This window comes from Haloferula sp. BvORR071 (assembly GCF_000739615.1).
Lineage (GTDB): Bacteria > Verrucomicrobiota > Verrucomicrobiia > Verrucomicrobiales > Akkermansiaceae > Haloferula.
Genome location: NZ_BATP01000005.1, coordinates 57,965 through 78,801 on the forward strand (window position 1 = coordinate 57,965; position 20,837 = coordinate 78,801).

The following is a 20,837-nucleotide window of genomic DNA, read 5'->3' on the forward strand; positions in this document are numbered from 1 at the left end:
CGTCACGCATGGTGACGTATTGGGTCCCGAATGCGCCGGAAGATCGCTGCCACGACCGTTTTCTGGGTATCCCAGGCGTTCATCCTGAACGCCGCGGACAAGGTCACCTATGACGACCATGTCCTGCCGCTATTCCAGCAGACCTGCCTGAATTGCCATAATCCGGACAAGACCAAGGGCGGGCTCGACCTTTCAACTTACGCGGGCGCGATGAAGGGTGGCTCCGGCGGGAAGATCGCGGAGCCGGGCGATGCCGGCTCGAAGCTGATCGTGGTGGTGATGCAGACGGGCGATCCGAAGATGCCGCCGGAGGGCGAGAAGCTCGGCGGCTCGCAGATCGAGATCCTGAAGGCGTGGATCGAGGGCGGGCTGCTGGAGAACAAGAGCTCCTCCGCGCGCAAGCCCTCGAAGCCGAAGTTCGATACCTCGATCGCCTCGGCCGCAGACCAGAAGCCGGATGGGCCACCGCCGCTGCCACAGGACGTTTTGTTAGAGCCGCCGGTGCATGCCGCGCGGGCCTCCTCCGTTCATGCGATGGCCACCTCGCCGTGGGCGCCGCTGCTGGCGGTCACGGGTCAGAAGCAGGTGCTGCTTTTCGATACCAACACGCTGGAGCTCGCCGGGGTGCTACCCTTCCCCGAGGGCGAGCCGGTGGCGCTGGCCTTCACGCCGAATGCGCGCTACCTGATCGTTGGAGGCGGCGTGCCGGGGAAGTCGGGGCTAACGGTGACCTTCGACGTGGTGACCGGTGAGCGCATGCTGGTGGCGGGCAAGGAATTCGACAGCGTGCTGGCGGCTGACTTGAAGCCGGATCTTTCCATGGTGGCAACCGGCTCCCCTTCCCGCCTGATCAAGGTTTGGAAGGCGGAGGACGGCTCGCAACTGCGCTCAATCAAGAAGCATACCGACTGGGTGACCGCACTGGACTTCTCACCGGACGGGATCCTGCTCGCCACCGGTGACCGCAACGGGGGTGTGTGGGTGTGGGAGGCAGACAGCGGGAATGAATACCAGACCTTGCGTGCCCACCAGGCGGCGATCACGGCAACTTCCTTCCGGGCGGACTCGAATCTGTTAGCCAGTGCCTCGGAGGATGGCACGGTGCGCTTCTGGGAGATGAGCGGTGGCAGCGAGGTGAAGAAGCTCGATGCCCACGGCGGTGGCGTGCTGGCCTTTGCCTGGGCGCGCGATGGCTCCTTCATTACCTCAGGCCGCGACAAGAAGGTGAAGCTGTGGAAGGCGGACTTCAACCTGCTGCGCGAGTACAAGGACCTGCCGGACTTGCCGGTGGCGGTGGCGATCGACTCGGAGGGCAAGCGAGCCTTCGCGGCGGACTATCGCGGACAGGTCAGCGTATGGGACATCGCGAGTGGGAATCCGGTGGGGAATTTCGATGCCAATCCGCCGTCGATCGAGGGGCGCTTGGCCAAGCTGCGCGAGGAGATCGCGGCGCATCCACAGGCGTTGGCTGCGTCGGAAGGCGCGGCGAATGCGTCGAAGCAAAAGCTGGAGGAGGCCCGCAAGCAACTCGCCGATGCGCAGGCCGCGATCCAACAAGCAAAGGATGCGCAGGCGAATGCCAACAAGCTCAAGCAAGAGAGCGAGCAGAAGCTGGCGCAGCTGAATGGCGAGCTTCCCGGCAAGAAGGATGCTGCCAATCAGGCACGCGCCAAGCTCGACGAGGCGACGAAGGAGGTTGAGGCCAAGAAGGCTCTGATCACCACGGTGAGCGAGAAGATCGCGGCGACTGCCAAGGAGCAGGAAGGAGCTGCAGCGGAGCTCAAGCGCCTCGAAGAGGAATTGGCGAAGGCGCGCAACGAGAAGCGCGATAATGCGATCGCCGGACTCGAGGCCGGGGTGAATGGGCAGCGTCCGAAGCTGGAGACGGCCACTGCGAATCTGGAAGCCTCGCGCTCCGAGAAGGGTCGCGAGGAAGGGGCGCTCGGTGAGCTGGAGAATCGCAAGAAGGCTGCCGGTGATGAGTTTGCGAAGCTGGACGGTGAAGCTGCTGCCCTGGCGAAGGAAGCGGAGACCCTGCCGAAGACGATTGCCGATGCAGGCAAGACGGCCGGCGAGGCGGAGGCCGCGATCAAGCAGCGTGAAGCCGGGCTGAAGCCCGCCGAGGACGCGATCCCGCCGGTGGAGAAGGCAGCGAATGATGCTGTGGCCCAACTGGAGCAGGTGAAGCAAAAGCTCGCGGCGCTGCAAGCCAGCGAGCTGCGCTGGGCCGCCGCGGAGATTAACACACAGGCGATCAAGGCCAAGGCCGAGGCTGATAAGCAAGGGGCCGAGGCAGAGGGGTTGACCGCGGATTTTGAGGCGCTCAAGAAGGCCGCAGAGGAGCAGCCCGCCGCTCTCAACGAGGCCCGCAAGCAAGCAGGCGAGCTGGAGGCGAAGCATGTGGAGCTGGCCAAGGCTGCACCGGCTCCGGAGCCAAATGCGCTCGCCGAATCTGAGAAGGCCGTGGCCGCAGGAAAGGCGAAGGTAGCGGAGCTGGAGAAGAAGATTGCCGCGACCAAGGCGGAGTTGCCGGAGATGAAGGCGAAGATGGAGCAGGCAGTGCCGGCGGCACAGGCGCTGAAGGCGAAGGCAGAGGAGCTGAAGGCGAAGTATCTGGCGGCGAAGAAGTAAGGCTGCTCCTTTCGGTGCATGGGGAGGCGTTTTACCGTGCTGCTTGCGGGCAATCTGATGGACTTGCCGGGAGCCCGCCCCGCGATCCATGCCCACGCTCCAGCGCCCCAATACCCCCCTCTACTACGAGACCGCAGGCGATTCCGGCCCGCCGGTGCTGCTGATCCAGGGCGTGGGCGTCACCGGTGAGGGCTGGCGGCGGCAGGTCGATGCGCTGAGCCGGAATCATCGCACCTTGGTTTTCGACAACCGCGGGATCGGCCGCAGCCAACTTTGCAGCGGGCCGATCTCGATCGAGGCAATGGCGGAGGATGCGCGGGCGCTGATGGATGAAGTCGGCTGGGAGTCCGCGCATGTGGTCGGGCATTCGATGGGCGGGCTGATGGCACAGCAGATGGCGATCGATGCGCCGAAGCGAGTCCGCAGCCTGGCCTTTGTGTGCTCCTTTGCGCGTGGCGAGGAAGTGTCCCGGCTCACGCCGCGGGTGCTGTGGCTCGGGATGCGGTCGCGGATCGGCACACGGGCGATGCGGCGGAATGCCTTTCTGGAGATGCTCTATTCACGCGACTGCCTTGCGGCATCGGACCGCGCGGAGTTGGCAGCGGAGACCGCCCGCTTGGTCGGCCGTGATCTGGCGGATAGCCCGCCGATCCTGATGCAGCAGCTCAAGGCCTGCGGGCAGCACCAGCTCTACCCACGCCTCGGCGAGCTGGCGGGGATTCCTTCGCTGGTGATCAGCGCGGAGTTCGACCCAATCGCACTGCCCGCCTATGGGCGGAATCTGGCGGAGGCGATCCCCGGCGCGGAGTTCTCGCTGCATGCAGGCATGGCGCACGGCAATCTGCTGGAAGACCCGACGTGGCTGAATGAGCGCCTCACCCGGCACTTCGACACGGAGGGGAGAAGCAGCTGAATTCCTCCAATCTTCACACAGTGTCCTTTATGAGCAGGCGCGACCGTGGTTCACTGCCGCCGCTTGTCAGGAGCGCCCGCCGTCCATGAAGCATACCGGAATCCGGATTCCCGCTTTGATTGCATCCTTCGCGCTGACCGCGGTGGCAGCCGCGGCCGAGCTGGCTGAGGATATCCCCATGGAAGATGACTCCGCGCCGGGGCTATTCATCCTCCTCTTGTTCGTCTTGGCCGTGCTCTTCGTGCTGGCAGTTGTGGGCATCATCCTTGGGATCATTTGCATTGCCGCCACCGCGTTGTTCGTGGGGCTCGGCATCCTCTCATCTTCGGCGCTCGTTGGGATTTTCAAGCGGCGCTTCTCGGCAGGATTCCGGGCGCTGCACTATCAGATCTCGGCTCTGATTGCCCTGCCTTTCGGCATCGGTGTCGTCTGGCTCGGCTCCGCATTGTTCGAGTTCCAGCTCCGGGAGCGTGACCTGCTGATCTACGGGGCGCTCGCTGGCATCTTGGCGGGTATCGGCCTGGCTGTGGTGCTCGACCGGCTGATCCAGCTCGCCTACCGGCGCTTGGTCCCGCAAGCTGCGCCCTTGAAGGCACTACCCTAGCCCGCCCGCCGATGAACCCGCCTGACGAATCCCAAAAACCCGCGCCACGCCGGATGGCCCCGCCGCCAGCGATCTCCGCCCGCAGTACGGTGAGCGCGCACGGCAGCGGACGCTGGCGCATCAACAAGCAGCGCCAGTTGGAGATCGAGTCCGGCACCGTCCTGCCGGACATCTGCATCTACGGCAGTGATCCGGGCACGCCGGGGCAAAAGATCGCCTTGGTCCTGCCCTTCGACCGTCGCGACGGGCAGCCGCCGGAGGAGGTGCGGCTCACCGCCTACCAATCGTCGCAGCACACGCGGAAACTGAGGCTGATCAAGCGCGTGCTCGCGTTCACCCTTTCCCCGCTGATTGGCTACTTGGTCTGGCATTTCCTGGAGCCCTCCCCGCGCTACGTGATTATTTCCACGCTTCTGCCCTTCGGCGCGCTGATGGCATGGGAGGAAGGCCGAGGCTTGGCCGTGAGCCCCGCCCGCGAGCCGGGCTGGTGGGCCGTGGCGGGAGTCCATCCGAAGGCCATCGCGCGCCTGAACAAGGAGGCCGGGCAGGATCCCGCCTGAGCTAGCAGCCCGCCCGCCCCCGGAAAAGCGCGCTGCGAGCCGCCCGCCGGGTGTCCCAATTCCCGCTTGGCAGGGGCCGCATCCCATTTAGACTGCACCGACACGACAGGAGAGTTCCACGATCGCGGAACTGAGAACGGCCGGCGCGCGGCGAAAATCCTCCGAACCTGAAGCGGATCGCACCGCCCTAGGAAGTTCGTCCCAGACCGACCCTCTTTCCTTCCGGCCGCGCCATCCCAGCGCGGCTTTTTCGTTTTCAAATCATCCACTCTCAACTTTCCACCATCAACCGCTTCCCATGATCTCGCCCGAAGAAACCACCGGTGCCGCTGCTTCCACGCACGACGAATCCCGCGCCCAGCTCCCCGCTTCCACCCGCGTCTACGTCCAGGGTGAGCTCTTCCCGGAAGTCCGCGTGCCGATGCGTGAGATCGCGTTGAACGACACCAAGGCCTTCAACGGCCGGATCGAGAAGAACGAGCCGGTGCGGGTCTATGATTGCTCCGGTCCCTGGGGCGATCCGGCGTTCACCGGCACTTCCGATGAAGGCCTTCCGGCGCTGCGCCGCGACTGGATCTTGGCGCGTGGCGACGTGGAGGAATACGAAGGCCGCAAGGTCCAACCGCAGGACAATGGCTACCTGACCGAGAAGCACGTCGAGTTCGCCTCGAAGTCGGAGCGCGCGAACAAGTTCGTGGAGTTCCCGGGGCTGACCTCGGACCGTCGCAAGCCGTTGCGGGCCACGGGCAAGCCGGTGACGCAGAAGTGGTATGCGGACAATGGCATCATCACGCCGGAGATGGAGTTCATCGCGATCCGCGAGAACATGCGCCGCGCGAAGATCGCGGACATGAAGGAGGACATCGTCCGCAATCACCTGGACAAGCAGCACGCGGGCAGCACGCAGCTTTCTAACAGCCCCTACACGCCATCCATCTTCCAGCGCTTCCCGCAGCGGATCCCGGCGGAGATCACGCCGGAGTTCGTGCGCAGCGAGGTGGCCGCGGGCCGCGCGATCATCCCGCTGAATGTGAACCACCCGGAGTGCGAGCCGATGATCATCGGCCGGAACTTCCTGGTAAAGATCAATGCGAACATCGGTAACTCCGCCGTGGCCTCTTCCATCGAGGAGGAAGTGGAAAAGATGCGCTGGGCCACCAAGTGGGGCGCGGACACGGTGATGGACCTCTCCACCGGCAAGAACATCCACGCCACCCGCGAGTGGATCTTGCGGAACTCGCCGGTGCCGATCGGCACGGTGCCGATCTATCAGGCGCTGGAGAAGGTGAACGGCAAGGCCGAGGACCTCACCTGGGAGCTTTATCGCGACACGCTGATCGAGCAGGCCGAGCAGGGCGTGGACTACTTCACCATCCATGCCGGCGTGCTGCTGCGCTTCGTGCCGCTCACCGCCAGCCGCATGACCGGCATCGTCAGCCGTGGCGGCTCGATCATGGCGAAGTGGTGCCTCGCGCATCACAAGGAGAACTTCCTCTACACCCACTGGGACGAGATCTGCGACATCTGCGCCGCCTACGACGTGAGCTTCTCGATCGGCGACGGCCTGCGCCCGGGCTCGATCGCGGATGCGAATGACAAGGCGCAGTTCGGCGAGCTGGAAGTGCAGGGCGAGCTGACCACCCGCGCCTGGGCGAAGGGTTGCCAGGTCATGAACGAAGGCCCCGGCCACGTGCCGATGCACATGATCGAGGAGAACATGGCCAAGCAGCTCGAGTGGTGCCACGAGGCACCCTTCTACACGCTGGGGCCATTGACCACCGACATCGCGCCGGGCTACGACCACATCACCAGCGGGATCGGTGCCGCCATGATCGGCTGGTATGGCTGCGCCATGCTCTGCTACGTCACGCCGAAGGAACACCTCGGCCTGCCGAACAAGAAGGACGTGAAGGACGGCGTGATCACCTACAAGCTCGCCGCCCACGCCGCGGACATCGCGAAGGGCCACCCCGGCGCGCAGTATCGCGACAACGCGCTGAGCAAGGCGCGCTTCGAGTTCCGCTGGGAGGATCAGTTCAACCTCGGCCTGGACCCCGTGACCGCGCGGGAGTTCCACGATGAGACCCTGCCGCAGGATGGCGCGAAGACCGCGCACTTCTGCTCCATGTGTGGACCGCACTTCTGCTCAATGAAGATCAGCGAGGATGTGAGGCAGTATGCCGCAGAGCAAGGGATCGCGGAGGAGGAGGCGATTGCGAAGGGGATGGAGGAGAAGTCGAAAGAGTTTGTGGAGAAGGGGGCAGAGGTTTACACGCCGGCGTAAGTTCAGAGATTGACTACCCTCAGCACATGGGAGAGGAATCCAACAATTCCTCTCCCATGCACAGTGAAGTAAACGAGATACGGAACAAGCGCCTCAATTCTCCGTGGCCTAAATATCTCCGTTCCGTTACGCTCTCTGGCCTGCGGGGCTGGCAGGGACAAGAGGTCAGATTCGAATTCCCTATCTGTGCAATCGTAGGCGAAAACGGCTCCGGAAAATCCACTATCTTGAAGGCTGCGGCCGCAGCCTATTCAAATAACAAGGATCCTAAAGCGGCCTTTTCACTCTCCGATTTCTTCTTTGATACTGCTTGGGAGAAGGTCTCAAACGCGGAGATCACCTACAAAGTCGTCCAAGGGGGCGATGAGAGAACCTTCAGCGTAAGGAAGCCCTCTGAGCGATGGCGCCTACCATCCAAAAGGCGCCCTTCTCGCGAAGTAATCTGGCAAGACATATCGAGAGTCCTCCCTCTTGATGCAACCGCAGGCTACGCGGCAATTGCCAAACGAAACAGCATCGAAGTGTCAGCGGAGACGCTTGATGTTACTTTTTCCAAGTATTATTCGTCGATCCTCGGACGCCAATACGCGAAGGTTCGGGTCGCAACGAGTGACGCAGGAAAGAACAAGTCAGTAGGGGTTGTTGAGCAGGGAGGCGTCGAATACTCCCAGTATCACCAAGGGGCCGGTGAAGATGCGACCCTCGACCTAATGCGAATTCTTCAGGATGCCCCCCAAACATCCTTGGTCATCATCGACGAGATCGAAGCGTCATTGCACCCAAGGGCACAACGAAGGCTCATCCACTTCCTCCTGTGGCTCACCCGCACAAAGCAAATCCAGGTAATTCTTTCAACTCACAGCAGTTTCATTCTGGAGGAACTGCCTGAAGAGGCTCGGATTTTCCTGTCCCGGGGGACATCTGGCATCGAAGTTCTCTATGGAGTTTCTCCAAACTATGCGCTGAGCCGAATCGACGCCCTGAACAAACCGGACTTGTATCTCTTTACGGAAGACAAAGAGGCGGCAACGCTTACCACGGAGATCCTTAGACACCAACGGATGGATCTCAATCGCGTTTGCCCCATGCCGGTTGGTCCTGCCAACATGGTAGTGGCGCTTGGACGTCTCGCCTCCGACAACAAGCTCCCGATTAACGCACGTGGGGTGTTGGATGCGGATCAAGCACAGTCCCCTGGTTGCATACTTCTCCCAGGGACGCTCCCACCAGAGCGGCAGGTATTTGCTGACATCCAGGCCTCTGCGCTCGACTCTCTGTCCGTTCGTCTCGCCTTACCCCGAAGCGATGTCGCGAACGCGATTTCCAGCGCGATGACCCTTACAGATCATCACGAATGGATTGCAGCGGCATCAGCCGAACTGCACCAAAGCACGTCCTACCTTTGGACAACAATGGCACAAGTTTGGATAGCGGAATGCGTTGACGCCTCTGAACTGGCCCGAATAGGGAATGATATCTCTTCGTCTCTTCCAACCTCTGCGTAGGTTTCCTCAAAAAAATCCTCCCATCAAACATTCCTCACACCACATGGCCAAAACCAACACGAAGTACTCCCCTATTCTCTTCGTTGAACTCGCCCGCCCGGACTTGACGAAGCCATCTCTCCTCGACGCCTCCAAGTCATGGCTGCTAACTGGCGTGTCGAGCTACCATGACTTCCAAATTTATGGATTTGGAGATCCCAGCATGACCAAGCACGAAAGCCTCGGAAGAATCTTCGGCGACCTTGAGCCAGATGCTGAAGGGAATTTCATTCTGGAACTCGGGGTCACGCTTCCAGACATCCTCCCCAATTTGGAAGGAAATCCAGATTATACGGTGGAGGTAGCCCTCTCAAACGGCGACTTGAGATTATTGTCCATCTCCAATCGAATGATTCTTCTTCATTACGAGCGAGACGGCAAACAGCTTCATGCAATATTTCCCAACGAAAAGCTGGATGCAGTGAAGCAATCGGAGACTTTCAAAATCCCTCCTGCCGCATCACCCCAGCATCTTCGAACTACTGTAACTTCCAGATTTAAAATATCAGGAACAGATGCTGAGGACGCCTTAGAAAGGAACATTGAAATCTCCATCTTCAATTTCATGGAGAGCCTAAACAAGCTTCGATCTTCAATACAAACGCTTCCATCTCAAGATCTCTCCATCCTCTCCACGCGCTACGAAAGCCAATCATTTCCGTATTTCTACATGATTGTTCAGGGGGATCCACCTACCAATCTTCAGCACGGAAAAATATCCACTCACATTGGGAGGGTTGCCTTAATGGCAAACCCAATACCTGCGGATGAGAGTGACCTACTTTTGAGCTACCTCAACGGCACTCGGACCATCGACCCTGTGATGGAGACGATGGGCGCGGCGAAATCCAGTCTTGATTCAGGCCTATTGAACCATGCCCTGCTCATGATGGTGATCGCCGCCGAAATGGCCACCTCTCGCTACGTTAAGCAAAAGCTATTGGAGCGCGGAGTATCAAAATCAAAGTGGGATGAATCCAAGACTGATGTAACCTACTCACAAATGCTGAATCTACACCTTTTCGCATTGGCTCCCGCCTCTCTGAAGCCACACAGATCGTTGGTTGGAGAGATGAACAAAGCCCGGACCTTGAGAAATAAGCTAATGCACGAAGGCGAATTCGCGTCCAGCAAGGAAGATGTGCAATTATTATTTTCACAAACAACCCGCTTCCTCGACTATATCAGTAAAATTTCTCAAATCTGATAGACGGTCGGGCCAAGGGAATACTCAGTGCCGGCTCCGGGGAAAGGGCGCAGGCATCACGAAAAGGCTAGAGACCGGAGAAGGGCAAAACGGTCTTTTGTATTCCCATCTGTAGTACTAGCCTGTCGCCATGACCCCACCCGTGCTCTACCTCTTCGCCGGCAGCAACGGCGCGGGGAAGACCACCTTCGCGCGGGCCTATCTCACGCCGCTTCCCGGGCCGCCGCGCTTCCTGAATGCGGATGAGATGGCAAGGGGCCTCTCCCCTTTCGATCCGACTTCCGTCGCGCGGAAGGCGGGCAAGCTCTTGCTGGCTGAGATCGAGGAATGCATCGCAGCCCGGCGTTCCTTCGGCTTGGAGAGCACGCTGAGCGGCCGCTCGCAGCTCGGGGTGATCGAGCGGGCCAAGGCCCGCGGCTATCAGGTCGAGATCCACTATCTCTGGATCCCCGCCCCGGAACTCGCAATGCGCCGGATCTCCCAGCGGGTCATCAAGGGCGGTCACCACGTCCCGGATGCCGATGTGATCCGGCGCTACCAGCGCAGCCTGGACAATTTCGTGAAGCTCTACGCGCCACTCGCGGATGCCTGGGTGCTGTGGGACAACACCCTCAGCCCGCCGGCATTGCTATTGGAGTCGCCCGGCGCTAGCTTGGAGCAGCTCAAGGCCCGCTTGATCCCATGATATGAAATCGGTCGATCCACGCCCGTCTCCTTCACAGGAGACCTTGCTCCAGGCCCTCACCCCGGGCCAGCGCGGCTTGCTCGCGGCGCAGGCGATGGCCAAGACGCTGGAGGAAGAGCAGAAGCGCTGGGGACTGCCGCTGCTGACCTGGAAGGACGGCGAAGTGGTGGAGCTGAAGTCCTGATTTTTTCCAATCCATTCCAAAACCCTAGGGAGTTGGAATGGATTGGAAAAATGGGAAGCCTCCTGAACCTGTCTGACCGGCACTTCCCCCTGCTCAGGACTTCGTCATCGAAACGGCGAGCGTCTGGGTGTTGCGCATCAAGACCCGCTCCCCGGTGTGGTGCTTGGTGAGATCGATATCCTCGCGGATATCGAACTTGCCGCTGGATCCGTCCGAGAACTTGAGGGTGGCCTTGCGCCGCTTCGCGTCGATGGCGGTGACGGTGGCGACATACTGCGAGGTGCCGCTCGCTTTGGCGCCGGGCTTGGCACCGCGGCGTGCTCGCTCCCCAGTGACATAGGCGATCTCGTCGAGCTTCTCCCCCGGCTTGGCCATGCGGATGAGGAGGGTCTCACGGAGGACGACAGCGAGGTGGTCACCCACGTGGATCTGATTGAAATTCGCGACACCGGAATCGGCCTCGACGACGAAGTTCTCGCCATGCTTGGAGACGAGGCCGACCTGGCGCTTCGAGTAATCAATCGCGGTGACGGTGGCATCGAGGCGGGTGGTCTGGACATACTCGCCTCCGGGCACGCCTTGCTCGACCTTGGCGGTGGTAGCGGTATCGGTGGTGAGGGTGGTACAGGCGGGTGTGGCCGCGATGACGGCACAGCACAGGATCATTCGGGCGACTTTCATGACTTGCGTTTGGGATGCTTGGCCGACCCGGTCCGGTTTCGAACAACCCGACGCCAAAGCGGCTCCTATATCCTCAGCTCAACTGGAGAGTCCGGGCAATCCCAAAACGAGTTGGCATGGCGTGGCCGAATTTTCCATTCCATTCCAACTCCCTAGGGTTTTGGAATGGATTGGAAAATCGCAGCCGGGCTTTTGCATTGAGTTCCGGGCGGGATCTCCCCTTCCCTTTCCCCAATGCCGGGGAATGAGATCGCCATCGAGGAAGTGCGGGAACGCTTGGAGACGATCTACCACGCGGAGTCCGGGCGGATCCTGGCGACGCTGATCCGCTTGCTGAACGGCGACTTCGACCGGGCGGAGGATGCGATGCAGGATGCCTTCGCCGCGGCGCTGGAGAAGTGGCCGCGGGATGGGGTGCCGGAGAATGCCCGCGCCTGGCTGGTGACGACGGGGCGCAACAAGGCGATCGATGCGCTGCGGCGGCGGGCGCGCTTCGATGCGGCGCAGGAGAAGATCGCGCAGGAGTTGGAGGCCGGTGAACGCGAGGAGCAAGCGGCGGACAAGGAGCACGTGGGGCTGGAGGACGACAGCCTGCGCCTGATCTTCACCTGCTGCCATCCGGCGCTGGCGCAGGAGGCCCGGGTGGCGCTGACCCTGCGCGAGGTCTGCGGGCTGAAGACGGAGGAGATTGCCCGCGCCTTCCTGAGCGCCACGCCGGCGCTCGCGCAACGGATCGTGCGGGCCAAGGCGAAGATCCGCGACGCGCGGATTCCCTATCAGGTGCCTGCGGCGGAGGAGCTGCCGGAGCGTCTGGCCACGGTGCTGCAAGTCGTCTATCTGGTCTTCAACGAAGGCTACTACGCATCCTCCGGGGCCTCGCTGACGCGGGCGGATCTCTCCGGCGAGGCGATCCGGCTGGGGCGGCTGCTGCTAGAGCTGCTGCCGGAGCCGGAGGTGATGGGCCTGCTCGCGCTGATGCTCTTGCAGGAATCGCGGCGCGCGGCGCGGAGCACGGAGGAGGGTGAGATGATCTTGTTAGAGGACCAGGACCGCGCGCTGTGGGATCGGGCGAAGATCGCGGAAGGGATCGGGCTGGTCGAGCGGGCCCTGGTGTCGCGGCGCTTCGGTCCCTACAGCCTGCAAGCGGCGATCGCGGCGGTGCATGCGGAAGCGCCCGATGCCGCCGCGACCGATTGGCCGCAGATCGTGGCGCTCTACAGTGCGCTGCTGGAAATGGAGCCCTCGCCGGTGGTGGAGCTGAACCGCGCCGTAGCCGTGGCGATGTTCGATGGACCGGCGGCCGGGCTGAGCTTGATCGATGCCATCCTCGCGCGTGGTGAGCTGGCGGACTACCACTGGGTGCACTCGGTCCGGGCGGATTTGTACCGGCGGCTGGGTAAGGTGGCAGAGGCTCGGGCGGCCTATGGAAAGGCGCTGGCGCTCACCCAGCAAGAGCCGGAGCGGAGGTTCTTGGAGAAGCGTCTGCGAGAGCTGGAAGAGATTTAACCACGGATGAACACGGATTCTCACGGATGAAAGGCAAAGGGAGAGACCCGGTGCCATTCTTCATCCGTGGTTCATTCCCCTGCCCGCCGCAGGGCTCAGGAAATAATTTTCGGAAAAAGTGGAGCTCGCTGTCGATTTCGGCGGCTCCCGGTCGATCAGCTTATGAGACGGACAAGATCCGCGCCACCGAAACCACCAAGCAAGCCACTGCCATGAGATTCCTGATGATGATGATTCCCCGCGTTTACCAGCCCTCCACCCCGGAGGCCGAGAGGGCCGGAGAAGGCTTCACTCCGCCGCGGGAGGGCGTGCAGGAGATGATGAAATTCAACGAGGAACTGGCGAAGGCCGGGATGCTGGTCTCGCTCGACGGGCTGCATCCCCTGCTCAAGGGCGCACGCGTGGACTTCGCCAAGGGCAAGGGCAATCCCACTGTCCTCGATGGCCCCTTCATCGAGGCGAAGGAGGTGGTCGGCGGCTTCTGGGTCCTGGAGGCGGACTCCAAGGAGCAGGTCGTGGAATGGGCGCGACGCTGCCCGGCCGAGGCCGGCGATGTGCTCGAGATCCGGCAGATCTTCGCGCTGGAAGACTTCGCCCACTGAGATTCAACCCACACTAACAGAAAGGAACAACGCACGATGAAATTCCTGATGCTCATGATTCCACACGGCTACCAGCCCGGCACCCCGCCTGAAGAGCGGATCGGTGAGGACTTCATTCCCAAGGGCGAAGACCTCGAGAAGATGAAGAAGATGGGGCAATTCAATGACGACCTCGCGAAGGCCGCCAAGATCCTGGATATCGACGGGCTGGCACCGCTGACCAAGGGTGCGCGGGTCAGCTTCAAGGGCGGCAGCCCGAGCGTGACCGATGGCCCCTTCATCGAATCGAAGGAAGTGATCGGTGGCTACTGGCTCTTTGAAATCGGCTCGCGGGAGGAAGCGATCGAGTGGGCCCGCCGCGTGCCCGCCGAGCCGGGCGACGTGGTGGAGCTGCGCCCGATCTTCGAGTTCCCGGAGGGCACCTTCGCGGAATGACCCCATACGAGCACCCCATCTTCTAACCGATCCTATCCATGAAATACATCTGCCTGGGCTACATCGCCCCTAACAAATTCGAATCCCTGTCCGAAACCGATCGCAACGCGATAGTGGACGAATGCTTGAGCTACGACGACGAGCTGCGCGCGAACGGCAACTTCGCCGGCGGCGATGCGCTGCAACCGCCGCAAACCGCCACGACCCTGCGCTGGGTGAATGGCAAGGTCTCCATCACCGATGGCCCCTACGCCGAAACGAAGGAGCAGATCGGCGGCATCCTCATCCTTGAGGCTCGCGATCTGAACCATGCGATCCAGATCATGTCGAAGCACCCCGGTGTGAAGGCCGGGCCCTTTGAGATCCGCCCGGCTGCGGACCTGAGCGAGATGATGCGAGAGAGCGAGGCAAGGCGTGGTGGGAAAGCGTGAGGGCGCTGTGGCGGGGGCAAGAATGTCCCCGCACATTATGCTGCCTCACACGATCTTCGCCTCGAAGAGATCCTTACTGCCCTCGCGCGGCTTCCCATCCAGCTCGAACCACCGGCTGTCGTGGTTGCGCTGCTCGTTGTAAGGCGGGGTGAAGATGTCCACCAGTTGCGTGACCTTCCGCGCGGTCAGCGTGTGGATGTTTCGCGCCTTGGCGGTGAGCGTGGACAGATCGTTCTTCTGCAGCACCGTTTGCCCCACATGGCGGAGCAGGCAATGCCCCGCCTTCAACTCCTCTCCCTCAGGCTTCTCGATGAGATCGTAATTGGCGGTCTCGATCTCGCCTGAGGCGCAGAGGATCATCCCAGTCATGCCGGGGTGATCGTGCGGCTTGATCACCTGGCCAACATCGAATTGCACCAGACAGAGGCTGAAATCGACGCGTGTCTCCAGGTATTGGAAGTCGACATCGCCTTGCTTGAGCCGCGCATCGAGCTGCTCCATTGCCTTGCTCATCACCGGATCCTCCATGTGCAGGCGGCGGGCGAGCTTGCCGATGGATGCGACGTAGTCTTCCTGGTTCCAGGCATCGAGGTGCTGCTTGGCGGCCTCCTTCGCCACCGCCTCCAGGAAGGCCTCCCAATGCATCGCGCCGTCTTCCGGCAGCCTGCCGTCTTGGGCATTCGCACGGGTCGCCAGGGAGCAGAGCGAGGGCAAGGCCATCATGACCCCGAGGAAGCTCGGCAGGCCCATGCTCAGGAATTCGCGGCGGTCGTAGTCGTCCATGATGGGTGCTTGGCGAGGAGAGTGGCACCCATTCTCAAAAGGCGACCGGAAAAGCGAGGATCTTTGTGGCCCCGCTTCGCCGGCTGGGAAACGGAGCCACAAATCGATCAGCCCAGCGCCTCGATCGCAGCGCCGAAGTTGATGTGGAAGGGCTGGCCGCCGAGGACCAGCGCGGGCACCGACTTCACTCCCGCAGCCTTGGCCTCGGGCAAGCGGGCGGTTTGCTCGCCGAGGTGGACGATCTCAAGCTCATAGCGTGCGGGATCCAGCGCTTGGGCGACGCCTTGTTCGGCCTCCACGCAGACAGGGCAACCGGCATGGTAGAAGATGGCGGACGTTTTCATGATATTCTCGTGCTGTTCGGTTTGATGTTCGCGCCTCCGCATTCGTTCGGAGCGCGCCGCCATCATCCTCCCCTTCCCCGATCGCCCAAGAGGCCACCTTTCTGCGGGGTAGGCACCAAAAGGTTCCCTCTCGACAGCTTGCCGTGTGGCGGGTTCCATTGGGACATGCCAGCGGGAAAGCCGAAGTTCATCCCCCTGAAGGAGCGGACCGCCTATCACCGCTTCGAGGACGTGATCGGCTGCAAGTGGAGTTCCTCCGTGGTCGCTGCGGTGGCGCAGGGCGTCAAGCGGCCCGGCGAGCTGGAGCGCTTCATTCCGGGCATCTCCACGAAGGTGCTGAATGAGCGCCTGCGCAAGCTGGTGGACTTCGGCGTACTGAGCCGCACCGAGCATGCGGGCCTGCCGGCTCGGGTGGACTACGATCTAACAGAAGCAGGCACCAAGCTCGCCGCCTTGCTGGAGCAAGTCCGGCAGCTGAACCTCGATCACCCCGCCTCGCCATCATGAATCCCACCACTGCCTCCGCGAAGGTGCTGGCGCTGCACATCGGCAGGGCCCTCCACATCGAATCCACCTCGACCGGCGAATGGTGGGACAAGCCCTGGGACACCGGCTTCTACAAGCAGCCGCAAACGGGTCCCTGCTGGCTCGGCTACGAAGGCTTCCGCAGCGATGAACAGGCGGACCGCAGATACCACGGTGGCTCGGAGAAGGCCGTGTGCGTGTATCCCGCCGAGCACTACCCCTATTGGCGCGAGGCCTTGGAGTATCCCGATCTCCCGCATGGTGCCTTTGGCGAGAATCTCACCATCGAAGGCTTGCCCGAGACCGAGATCTGCATCGGCGACCGCTTCTCACTCGGCGAGGCAGTGGTGCAAGTCTCCCAACCTCGCCAACCCTGCTGGAAGCTCGCCCGCCGCTGGCAGGTGAAGGACCTGCCCCTGCAAGTGGAGCGCACCGGTTTCACCGGCTACTACTTCCGCGTGCTCCACCATGGTCATGTCCGCCCCGGCGACACGCTCGAACTCACCCAGCGCCCCTTCTTCGAATGGACCATCGCGCGCTGCAATGAGGTGATGCATCACGGGAAGGGCGGTCCCGGCGCCGCACGGGCCTTGGCGGAGTGCCCGCTGCTATCGAGCAGTTGGAAGGATGGCCTGTGGATGCGGGCGGAGAAGATGGCTGCTGGATCGCCTGGCAAGCGGAGGGAGCAGCCGGGGTAGCCTTGCTTCCGAGCGGGCAAGCTGGCTATCTTAACCCCATGAGCCGGATCGCAAGCACTCTCCTAGCTGCCTGTAGCCTCAACGCCGTGGCTTTGGCCGACGGGCCTGACAAATCAGCCCCCGGCGGCCCGCTGGAAGCCACCGCCAGCCGCGGCGTCACCGCCCGCGATCCCTCCACCATCGTCCGCGATGGTGATACCTTCTGGTGCTTCTACACTGGCCGCGGCACGCCGTCGCTGAAGTCGAAGGATCTGGTCACTTGGGAGCGTGGGCAGCGGGTCTTCGACAAAGCGCCAGAGTGGATTGCCAAGGTGGTGCCAAAGAACGACGGCGTCTATTGGGCGCCGGATCTCCTGAAGGTGGGCGACCAGTGGTTCCTCTACTACTCGGTCTCCAGCTTCGGTGCGATGCACTCGGCCATCGGCCTGGCGACCAATCCCACGCTCAATTCAGATGACCCGGCCTTCAAGTGGACCGATCAGGGCGTGGTGGTGGAATCGCAAGATGGCGGCGACTTCAATACCATCGATCCCGCGATCTTCCACGACGATGATGGCAAGCTCTGGCTCGCTTTCGGATCGCAATGGAGCGGCCTGAAGCTGGTCGAACTCGATCCAAAGACCGGCAAGCGCCTCAAGCCGGATGAGCCGATGACGCCCATCGCCGCTGGCCAATCGATCGAGGCTCCCTGGATCTACAAGCGCAAGGGCTTCTACTACCTCTTCCTCAACCGCGGCAATTGCTGCGCGGGCGACAAGAGCACCTACCACATCAAGGTGGGCCGCAGCGAAAGCATCAAGGGGCCCTACATCGCCAAGGATGAGGCCCTGATGATCGATGGCGGCGGCACCATGGTACTGGACATGAAGATCGGCCCCCTCACCGGCCCCGGCCACGCCGGCATTGTCGAGAAGGATGGCAAGAGCTGGTTCTCCTGCCACTTCGAGGCCGATGACCGCATGGGCGGCAAGGCGACCTTGGGCGTGATGGCGATCCAGTGGAGCGAAGACGGCTGGCCGGATGTCCAGCCGCCGGACAAGGCCAAGTGAGCGAAGCACGGCGTCCTCACTGATTGGTCGTCACGCCGATCAGATTCGTGACGCCGACACCCGTGCTGAAGCTATCGATGCCACCGAGGCCATTGATGATGACCCGGTCATTCGCCACCTCCGGCAGGAGGATGCCGACGGTGGCAGGAAGCCCGGTGACGGTGACATTCGGTGCGCTGGCCGTGAGCGAGACGAAATCCGCGGCAGCGGTTCCGTTGAGTGTGATGACATCGACCGCCCCATCCCCCGCCGTTCCACCAGAGGCGGCAAGATCGGCGACTACGTTGATGAGATCGGTACCACTGAGATCGTTGACCGTCACGTTATCGGCCCCACCAAAGGCATTCAGGTCCAGTATTTCAACGTCGTTGAGATCCATCACGATATTCCCCACATTCCGCGTAAAGCGAGCCCGCGCCCCATTCGCGGAAGCATCGAAGTTCTCGGCAATATTTGAGCCGTTGAAGAGCAAGGTGTCGCTGCCATCCTGCCCCTCCACGATATCGCTGCCGTCGCCGGGATCCCATTGGCAGATATCGTCGCCGCTTCCCAAGAAGATCGTGTCGTTGCCTTGGTTGCCGTCGATGAAGTCCTTGTCGTCACCGCCGAGCAGCACATCACTGCCATTGCTGCCCAGGATCGTATCCGCACCCGACCCGCCGTCCACCGTGATGTGGATCAGGGCCGCAAGGTTTCCCGTAGCACTGAAGGAATCGTCACCGCCATTCGCATTCAGGACAAGCTCCTCAGTCGAGCCAATATCAAGGCTGAAGGGCGCAGGATCGATCCGGTCGAAGCGCACCCGTGTGCCATTGGCGGTGGTGGTGAAGCTCTCGGTACCGTTGCCTCCATTCACCTCCACGGTGTCGGTTCCCGGGCCGCCTTCATTGAGATCCGTGTCGTCGCCAGGATTCCAGATGAGGCGGTCGGTATCGGCCTCGCCGAAGACCTGATCGTCGGCATCGCCACCGGTCAGGGTGTCATTGCCCGCACCACCGAAGAGAAGATCCGTTCCCCCTTTGCCGAGGACCGAGTCGTTCCCGCTACCGCCAAAGAGCAAGTCACCGCCCGAGCCTCCCGTGAGGGTATCGTTCCCCGCCCCACCGAAGAGGAACGCAGCAGGCAAGGCCCCATTCGTTTCCACCACACTGAGAGTGTCGTTGCCTCCCTTGCCGAAAACGCGGATCAGCGAAGTGTTCGCGACAGTTGCCCCGGGGATGGCGATGCCGTTTGAAAAGATCGCCCCGGCAGTATTCCGCGAGATCGTGATCGTATTGTCTGCGGCATCACCAGAGACCGTCACGATCCCTGAAGTAATGTTAGGCCCATCCTCGATCAGGATATTGTCGCCCACCCCGCCATCGAGCGTATCCGTACCGCCATTTCCGATCAGCACGTCATCGTTGTCTCCGCCGAGAAGCGTATCCACCTCGGCACTGCCGAGCAGGATGTCGTTTCCAACTCCTCCATCCACCACCAGACGCGGCCCTCCCACCGGCACAGCAGAGGCATCCACCACATCCTCCCCCGCGAGCGTTTGGATCCGGACAGTATCGAGGGAAGCCTCGAAGCCATCCACTACCACCTGCGCCGCCAGCCCCGATACAACCAGGTCCCCTGAGGACAGGATTGCTGTGACGACATCGTCCGAAGCAGAGCCATTGATGATTACATTGTCCACCACGCCATCCCCCACCCCGCCCGTGGCCGCGAGATCGGCGATGACGGTCGTGAGATCGGTGCCAGTAAGGTCATTCACCGTGAGGCTGTCCGCTCCGCCGAGCGCATTGAGGTCGAGCGTTTCGATGTCATCGAGGTCCATCACAATATTCGCCACATCACGGGTGAAAATCACCCTGCCCCCATTGGCCGAGACCGTGAGGTTCTCCGCGATGTTGGAACCATTGAAGTGGAGGCTGTCATTCCCGCTCTGGCCTTCCACCGTGTCGCTGCCATCACCGGGATCCCACTGGCAGACATCCTCGCCCGCGCCCATGAAGATTGCATCGTTGCCCTGGTTACCATCGATGAAGTCGTTGTCATCGCCGCCCAGCAGCACATCCGCGCCATTGCTACCCAAGATCGTATCGGCACCCGCACCGCCATCCACGGTGATCTGGATCAGCGCGGCCAAGTTGCCCGCCGCGCTGAAGCTATCGTCGCCGCCATTGGCATTCAGCACCAGCTTTTCAGAGGTGCCAATATCGAGCGTGAAGGGCGCGGGAGTCACCCGATCGAAACGTACGCGGACTCCATTGGCGGTGACGGTGAAGGTTTCCGCCCCATTGCCCCCGTTGATCTCGATGGTGTCGATATCGGCATCGCCTTCGTTCAGGTCGTTGTCGTCCCCCGGATTCCAAATCAGGCGGTCGTTGTTGTTGCCGCCGGAGACCAGATCATCGCCATCGCCACCGGTGAGGAGGTCATTGCCATCCCCGCCGAGCAGATTGTCCACGCCACCCTTACCGAAGAGAGCATCATCACCCGTGCCGCCATCCAGCAGATCGGCGCCGGAGCTCCCGGTGAGGGTGTCATTACCAGCTTCGCCGAAGAGCCGTGCCGCTGGAAGAGCTCCCAGGGATTCATCCAGCGTGAGATGGTCATCGCCATCCCTGCCAAAGATATCGATGCGGGCAGTATTGGCCACAGTGGAGCTGCCACCGGTGATCGTCACAGCACCGCCATTCACTCGCAGATTCCCCGCCGCATCACGGCTGATGGTGATGACATTGTCCTGATCCCCGCCGGTGACGTTGAGAACTCCCGAGCTTGTCACGAAGACCGCGGTAATGACATCGGGCGGCGGCGGCTTGAGGCGGAAGAAGGCCTGCGGTTTCCCCGTGATGGGAACCGTGACATTGATCGCAGCGTTCGCGCCGCTGATCGGCGCGCCGGTATCCACCCAAGTCCCGAGGGCCGTATTGGTCTGCAGTTGGTAGGAAACCCCGGTCGTCCCGAACCAAGAGACCACCATATTCGCCCCCGTTCCCCTGCTGATCCCGAGTTGCGGATTGGCTGCGGCAGCACTGCCGGCACACAGCACGGCCAGGGTGAAAAGGAGGCTTGGGCGAATCGTCGGGTGCATACGGATTCTCGCGGCTGTCCCGCCTATTCCTACAGCACTCTATCCATTTTTCCAAGTGCCAAGAAAACAGTCGGACAGCCCGCTTG

At 61.9% G+C, this 20,837-nt stretch carries 20 protein-coding genes and 1 riboswitch; of the genes, 16 read left to right on the forward strand and 4 right to left on the reverse strand.

What is annotated here, in order from left to right; genetic code table 11:
• Positions 1-30: 30 nt before the first annotated feature.
• From BV071_RS32480 to BV071_RS04290, 9 genes are all read left to right on the forward strand, one after another.
• Positions 31-2,631, forward strand: a complete 2,601-nt coding sequence (locus BV071_RS32480) for a c-type cytochrome domain-containing protein (protein ID WP_052572876.1) — start codon at positions 31-33, stop codon at positions 2,629-2,631.
• A gap of 88 nt (positions 2,632-2,719) precedes the next feature.
• The gene (locus tag BV071_RS04255; RefSeq protein WP_052572877.1) at positions 2,720-3,544 is read left to right on the forward strand and encodes an alpha/beta hydrolase; all 825 of its coding nucleotides are present in this window, start codon (positions 2,720-2,722) and stop codon (positions 3,542-3,544) included.
• A gap of 85 nt (positions 3,545-3,629) precedes the next feature.
• Positions 3,630-4,148 carry a hypothetical protein gene (locus BV071_RS04260; protein WP_035602675.1) on the forward strand — a complete coding sequence of 173 codons (519 nt, stop codon included), beginning with the start codon at positions 3,630-3,632 and terminating at the stop codon, positions 4,146-4,148.
• An 11-nt stretch (positions 4,149-4,159) separates the two neighbouring features.
• The gene (locus BV071_RS04265) at positions 4,160-4,708 is read left to right on the forward strand and encodes a hypothetical protein (protein WP_265594058.1); all 549 of its coding nucleotides are present in this window, start codon (positions 4,160-4,162) and stop codon (positions 4,706-4,708) included.
• Positions 4,709-4,805: 97 nt separating this feature from the next.
• A riboswitch (TPP riboswitch) is annotated at positions 4,806-4,920 on the forward strand.
• 86 nt (positions 4,921-5,006) lie between these two features.
• On the forward strand, positions 5,007-6,992 hold the full coding sequence (gene thiC, locus BV071_RS04270) for a phosphomethylpyrimidine synthase ThiC (RefSeq protein ID WP_035602681.1): 1,986 nt from the start codon (positions 5,007-5,009) through the stop codon (positions 6,990-6,992).
• A gap of 56 nt (positions 6,993-7,048) precedes the next feature.
• Entirely contained in the window at positions 7,049-8,497 is a 1,449-nt protein-coding gene (locus BV071_RS04275) for an ATP-binding protein (protein ID WP_035602684.1), read from the forward strand.
• A gap of 43 nt (positions 8,498-8,540) precedes the next feature.
• Positions 8,541-9,743, forward strand: coding sequence for a hypothetical protein (locus BV071_RS04280; protein ID WP_035602687.1), 1,203 nt, complete (start codon positions 8,541-8,543; stop codon positions 9,741-9,743).
• Between the two features lie 130 nt (positions 9,744-9,873).
• Positions 9,874-10,428 (forward strand): zeta toxin family protein, encoded by a 555-nt coding sequence (locus BV071_RS04285; protein ID WP_035602689.1) that lies wholly within the window; start codon positions 9,874-9,876, stop codon positions 10,426-10,428.
• A gap of 1 nt (position 10,429) precedes the next feature.
• Complete coding sequence (locus tag BV071_RS04290; protein WP_035602692.1) at positions 10,430-10,612, forward strand: hypothetical protein; 183 nt, start codon at positions 10,430-10,432, stop codon at positions 10,610-10,612.
• A 93-nt stretch (positions 10,613-10,705) separates the two neighbouring features.
• On the opposite strand, the gene BV071_RS04295 is transcribed toward BV071_RS04290, so the two are convergent.
• Positions 10,706-11,293 carry a hypothetical protein gene (locus BV071_RS04295; RefSeq protein ID WP_265594059.1) on the reverse strand — a complete coding sequence of 196 codons (588 nt, stop codon included), beginning with the start codon at positions 11,291-11,293 and terminating at the stop codon, positions 10,706-10,708.
• A gap of 264 nt (positions 11,294-11,557) precedes the next feature.
• Between BV071_RS04295 and BV071_RS04300 the strand changes: the two genes are divergently transcribed.
• From BV071_RS04300 to BV071_RS04315, 4 genes are all read left to right on the forward strand, one after another.
• The gene (locus BV071_RS04300) at positions 11,558-12,799 is read left to right on the forward strand and encodes an RNA polymerase sigma factor (protein WP_035602962.1); all 1,242 of its coding nucleotides are present in this window, start codon (positions 11,558-11,560) and stop codon (positions 12,797-12,799) included.
• Between the two features lie 212 nt (positions 12,800-13,011).
• On the forward strand, positions 13,012-13,401 hold the full coding sequence (locus BV071_RS04305; RefSeq protein WP_035602965.1) for a YciI family protein: 390 nt from the start codon (positions 13,012-13,014) through the stop codon (positions 13,399-13,401).
• 36 nt (positions 13,402-13,437) lie between these two features.
• On the forward strand, positions 13,438-13,836 hold the full coding sequence (locus BV071_RS04310; protein WP_035602698.1) for a YciI family protein: 399 nt from the start codon (positions 13,438-13,440) through the stop codon (positions 13,834-13,836).
• A 38-nt stretch (positions 13,837-13,874) separates the two neighbouring features.
• Positions 13,875-14,267 carry a YciI family protein gene (locus BV071_RS04315; protein WP_035602710.1) on the forward strand — a complete coding sequence of 131 codons (393 nt, stop codon included), beginning with the start codon at positions 13,875-13,877 and terminating at the stop codon, positions 14,265-14,267.
• Positions 14,268-14,312: 45 nt separating this feature from the next.
• Here the strand turns inward: BV071_RS04315 and BV071_RS04320 are convergent, their stop codons facing one another.
• Complete coding sequence (locus tag BV071_RS04320; RefSeq protein ID WP_035602713.1) at positions 14,313-15,050, reverse strand: hypothetical protein; 738 nt, start codon at positions 15,048-15,050, stop codon at positions 14,313-14,315.
• A gap of 107 nt (positions 15,051-15,157) precedes the next feature.
• The gene (locus tag BV071_RS04325; protein WP_035602969.1) at positions 15,158-15,394 is read right to left on the reverse strand and encodes a thioredoxin; all 237 of its coding nucleotides are present in this window, start codon (positions 15,392-15,394) and stop codon (positions 15,158-15,160) included.
• A 165-nt stretch (positions 15,395-15,559) separates the two neighbouring features.
• Here BV071_RS04325 and BV071_RS04330 point away from each other — a divergent pair, with 165 nt between their 5' ends.
• The 3 genes from BV071_RS04330 to BV071_RS04340 are packed head-to-tail and all read left to right on the forward strand — an operon-like array spanning position 15,560 to position 17,666.
• Positions 15,560-15,901, forward strand: a complete 342-nt coding sequence (locus BV071_RS04330; protein WP_052572878.1) for a helix-turn-helix domain-containing protein — start codon at positions 15,560-15,562, stop codon at positions 15,899-15,901.
• Complete coding sequence (locus BV071_RS04335; RefSeq protein ID WP_052572879.1) at positions 15,898-16,617, forward strand: MOSC domain-containing protein; 720 nt, start codon at positions 15,898-15,900, stop codon at positions 16,615-16,617. The genes BV071_RS04330 and BV071_RS04335 overlap by 4 nt, the downstream gene beginning before the upstream one ends.
• Before the next feature lie 38 nt (positions 16,618-16,655).
• The gene (locus tag BV071_RS04340) at positions 16,656-17,666 is read left to right on the forward strand and encodes an arabinan endo-1,5-alpha-L-arabinosidase (RefSeq protein WP_035602715.1); all 1,011 of its coding nucleotides are present in this window, start codon (positions 16,656-16,658) and stop codon (positions 17,664-17,666) included.
• Between the two features lie 16 nt (positions 17,667-17,682).
• Here the strand turns inward: BV071_RS04340 and BV071_RS04345 are convergent, their stop codons facing one another.
• Positions 17,683-20,751, reverse strand: a complete 3,069-nt coding sequence (locus tag BV071_RS04345; RefSeq protein ID WP_052572880.1) for a hypothetical protein — start codon at positions 20,749-20,751, stop codon at positions 17,683-17,685.
• Positions 20,752-20,837: the final 86 nt, after the last annotated feature.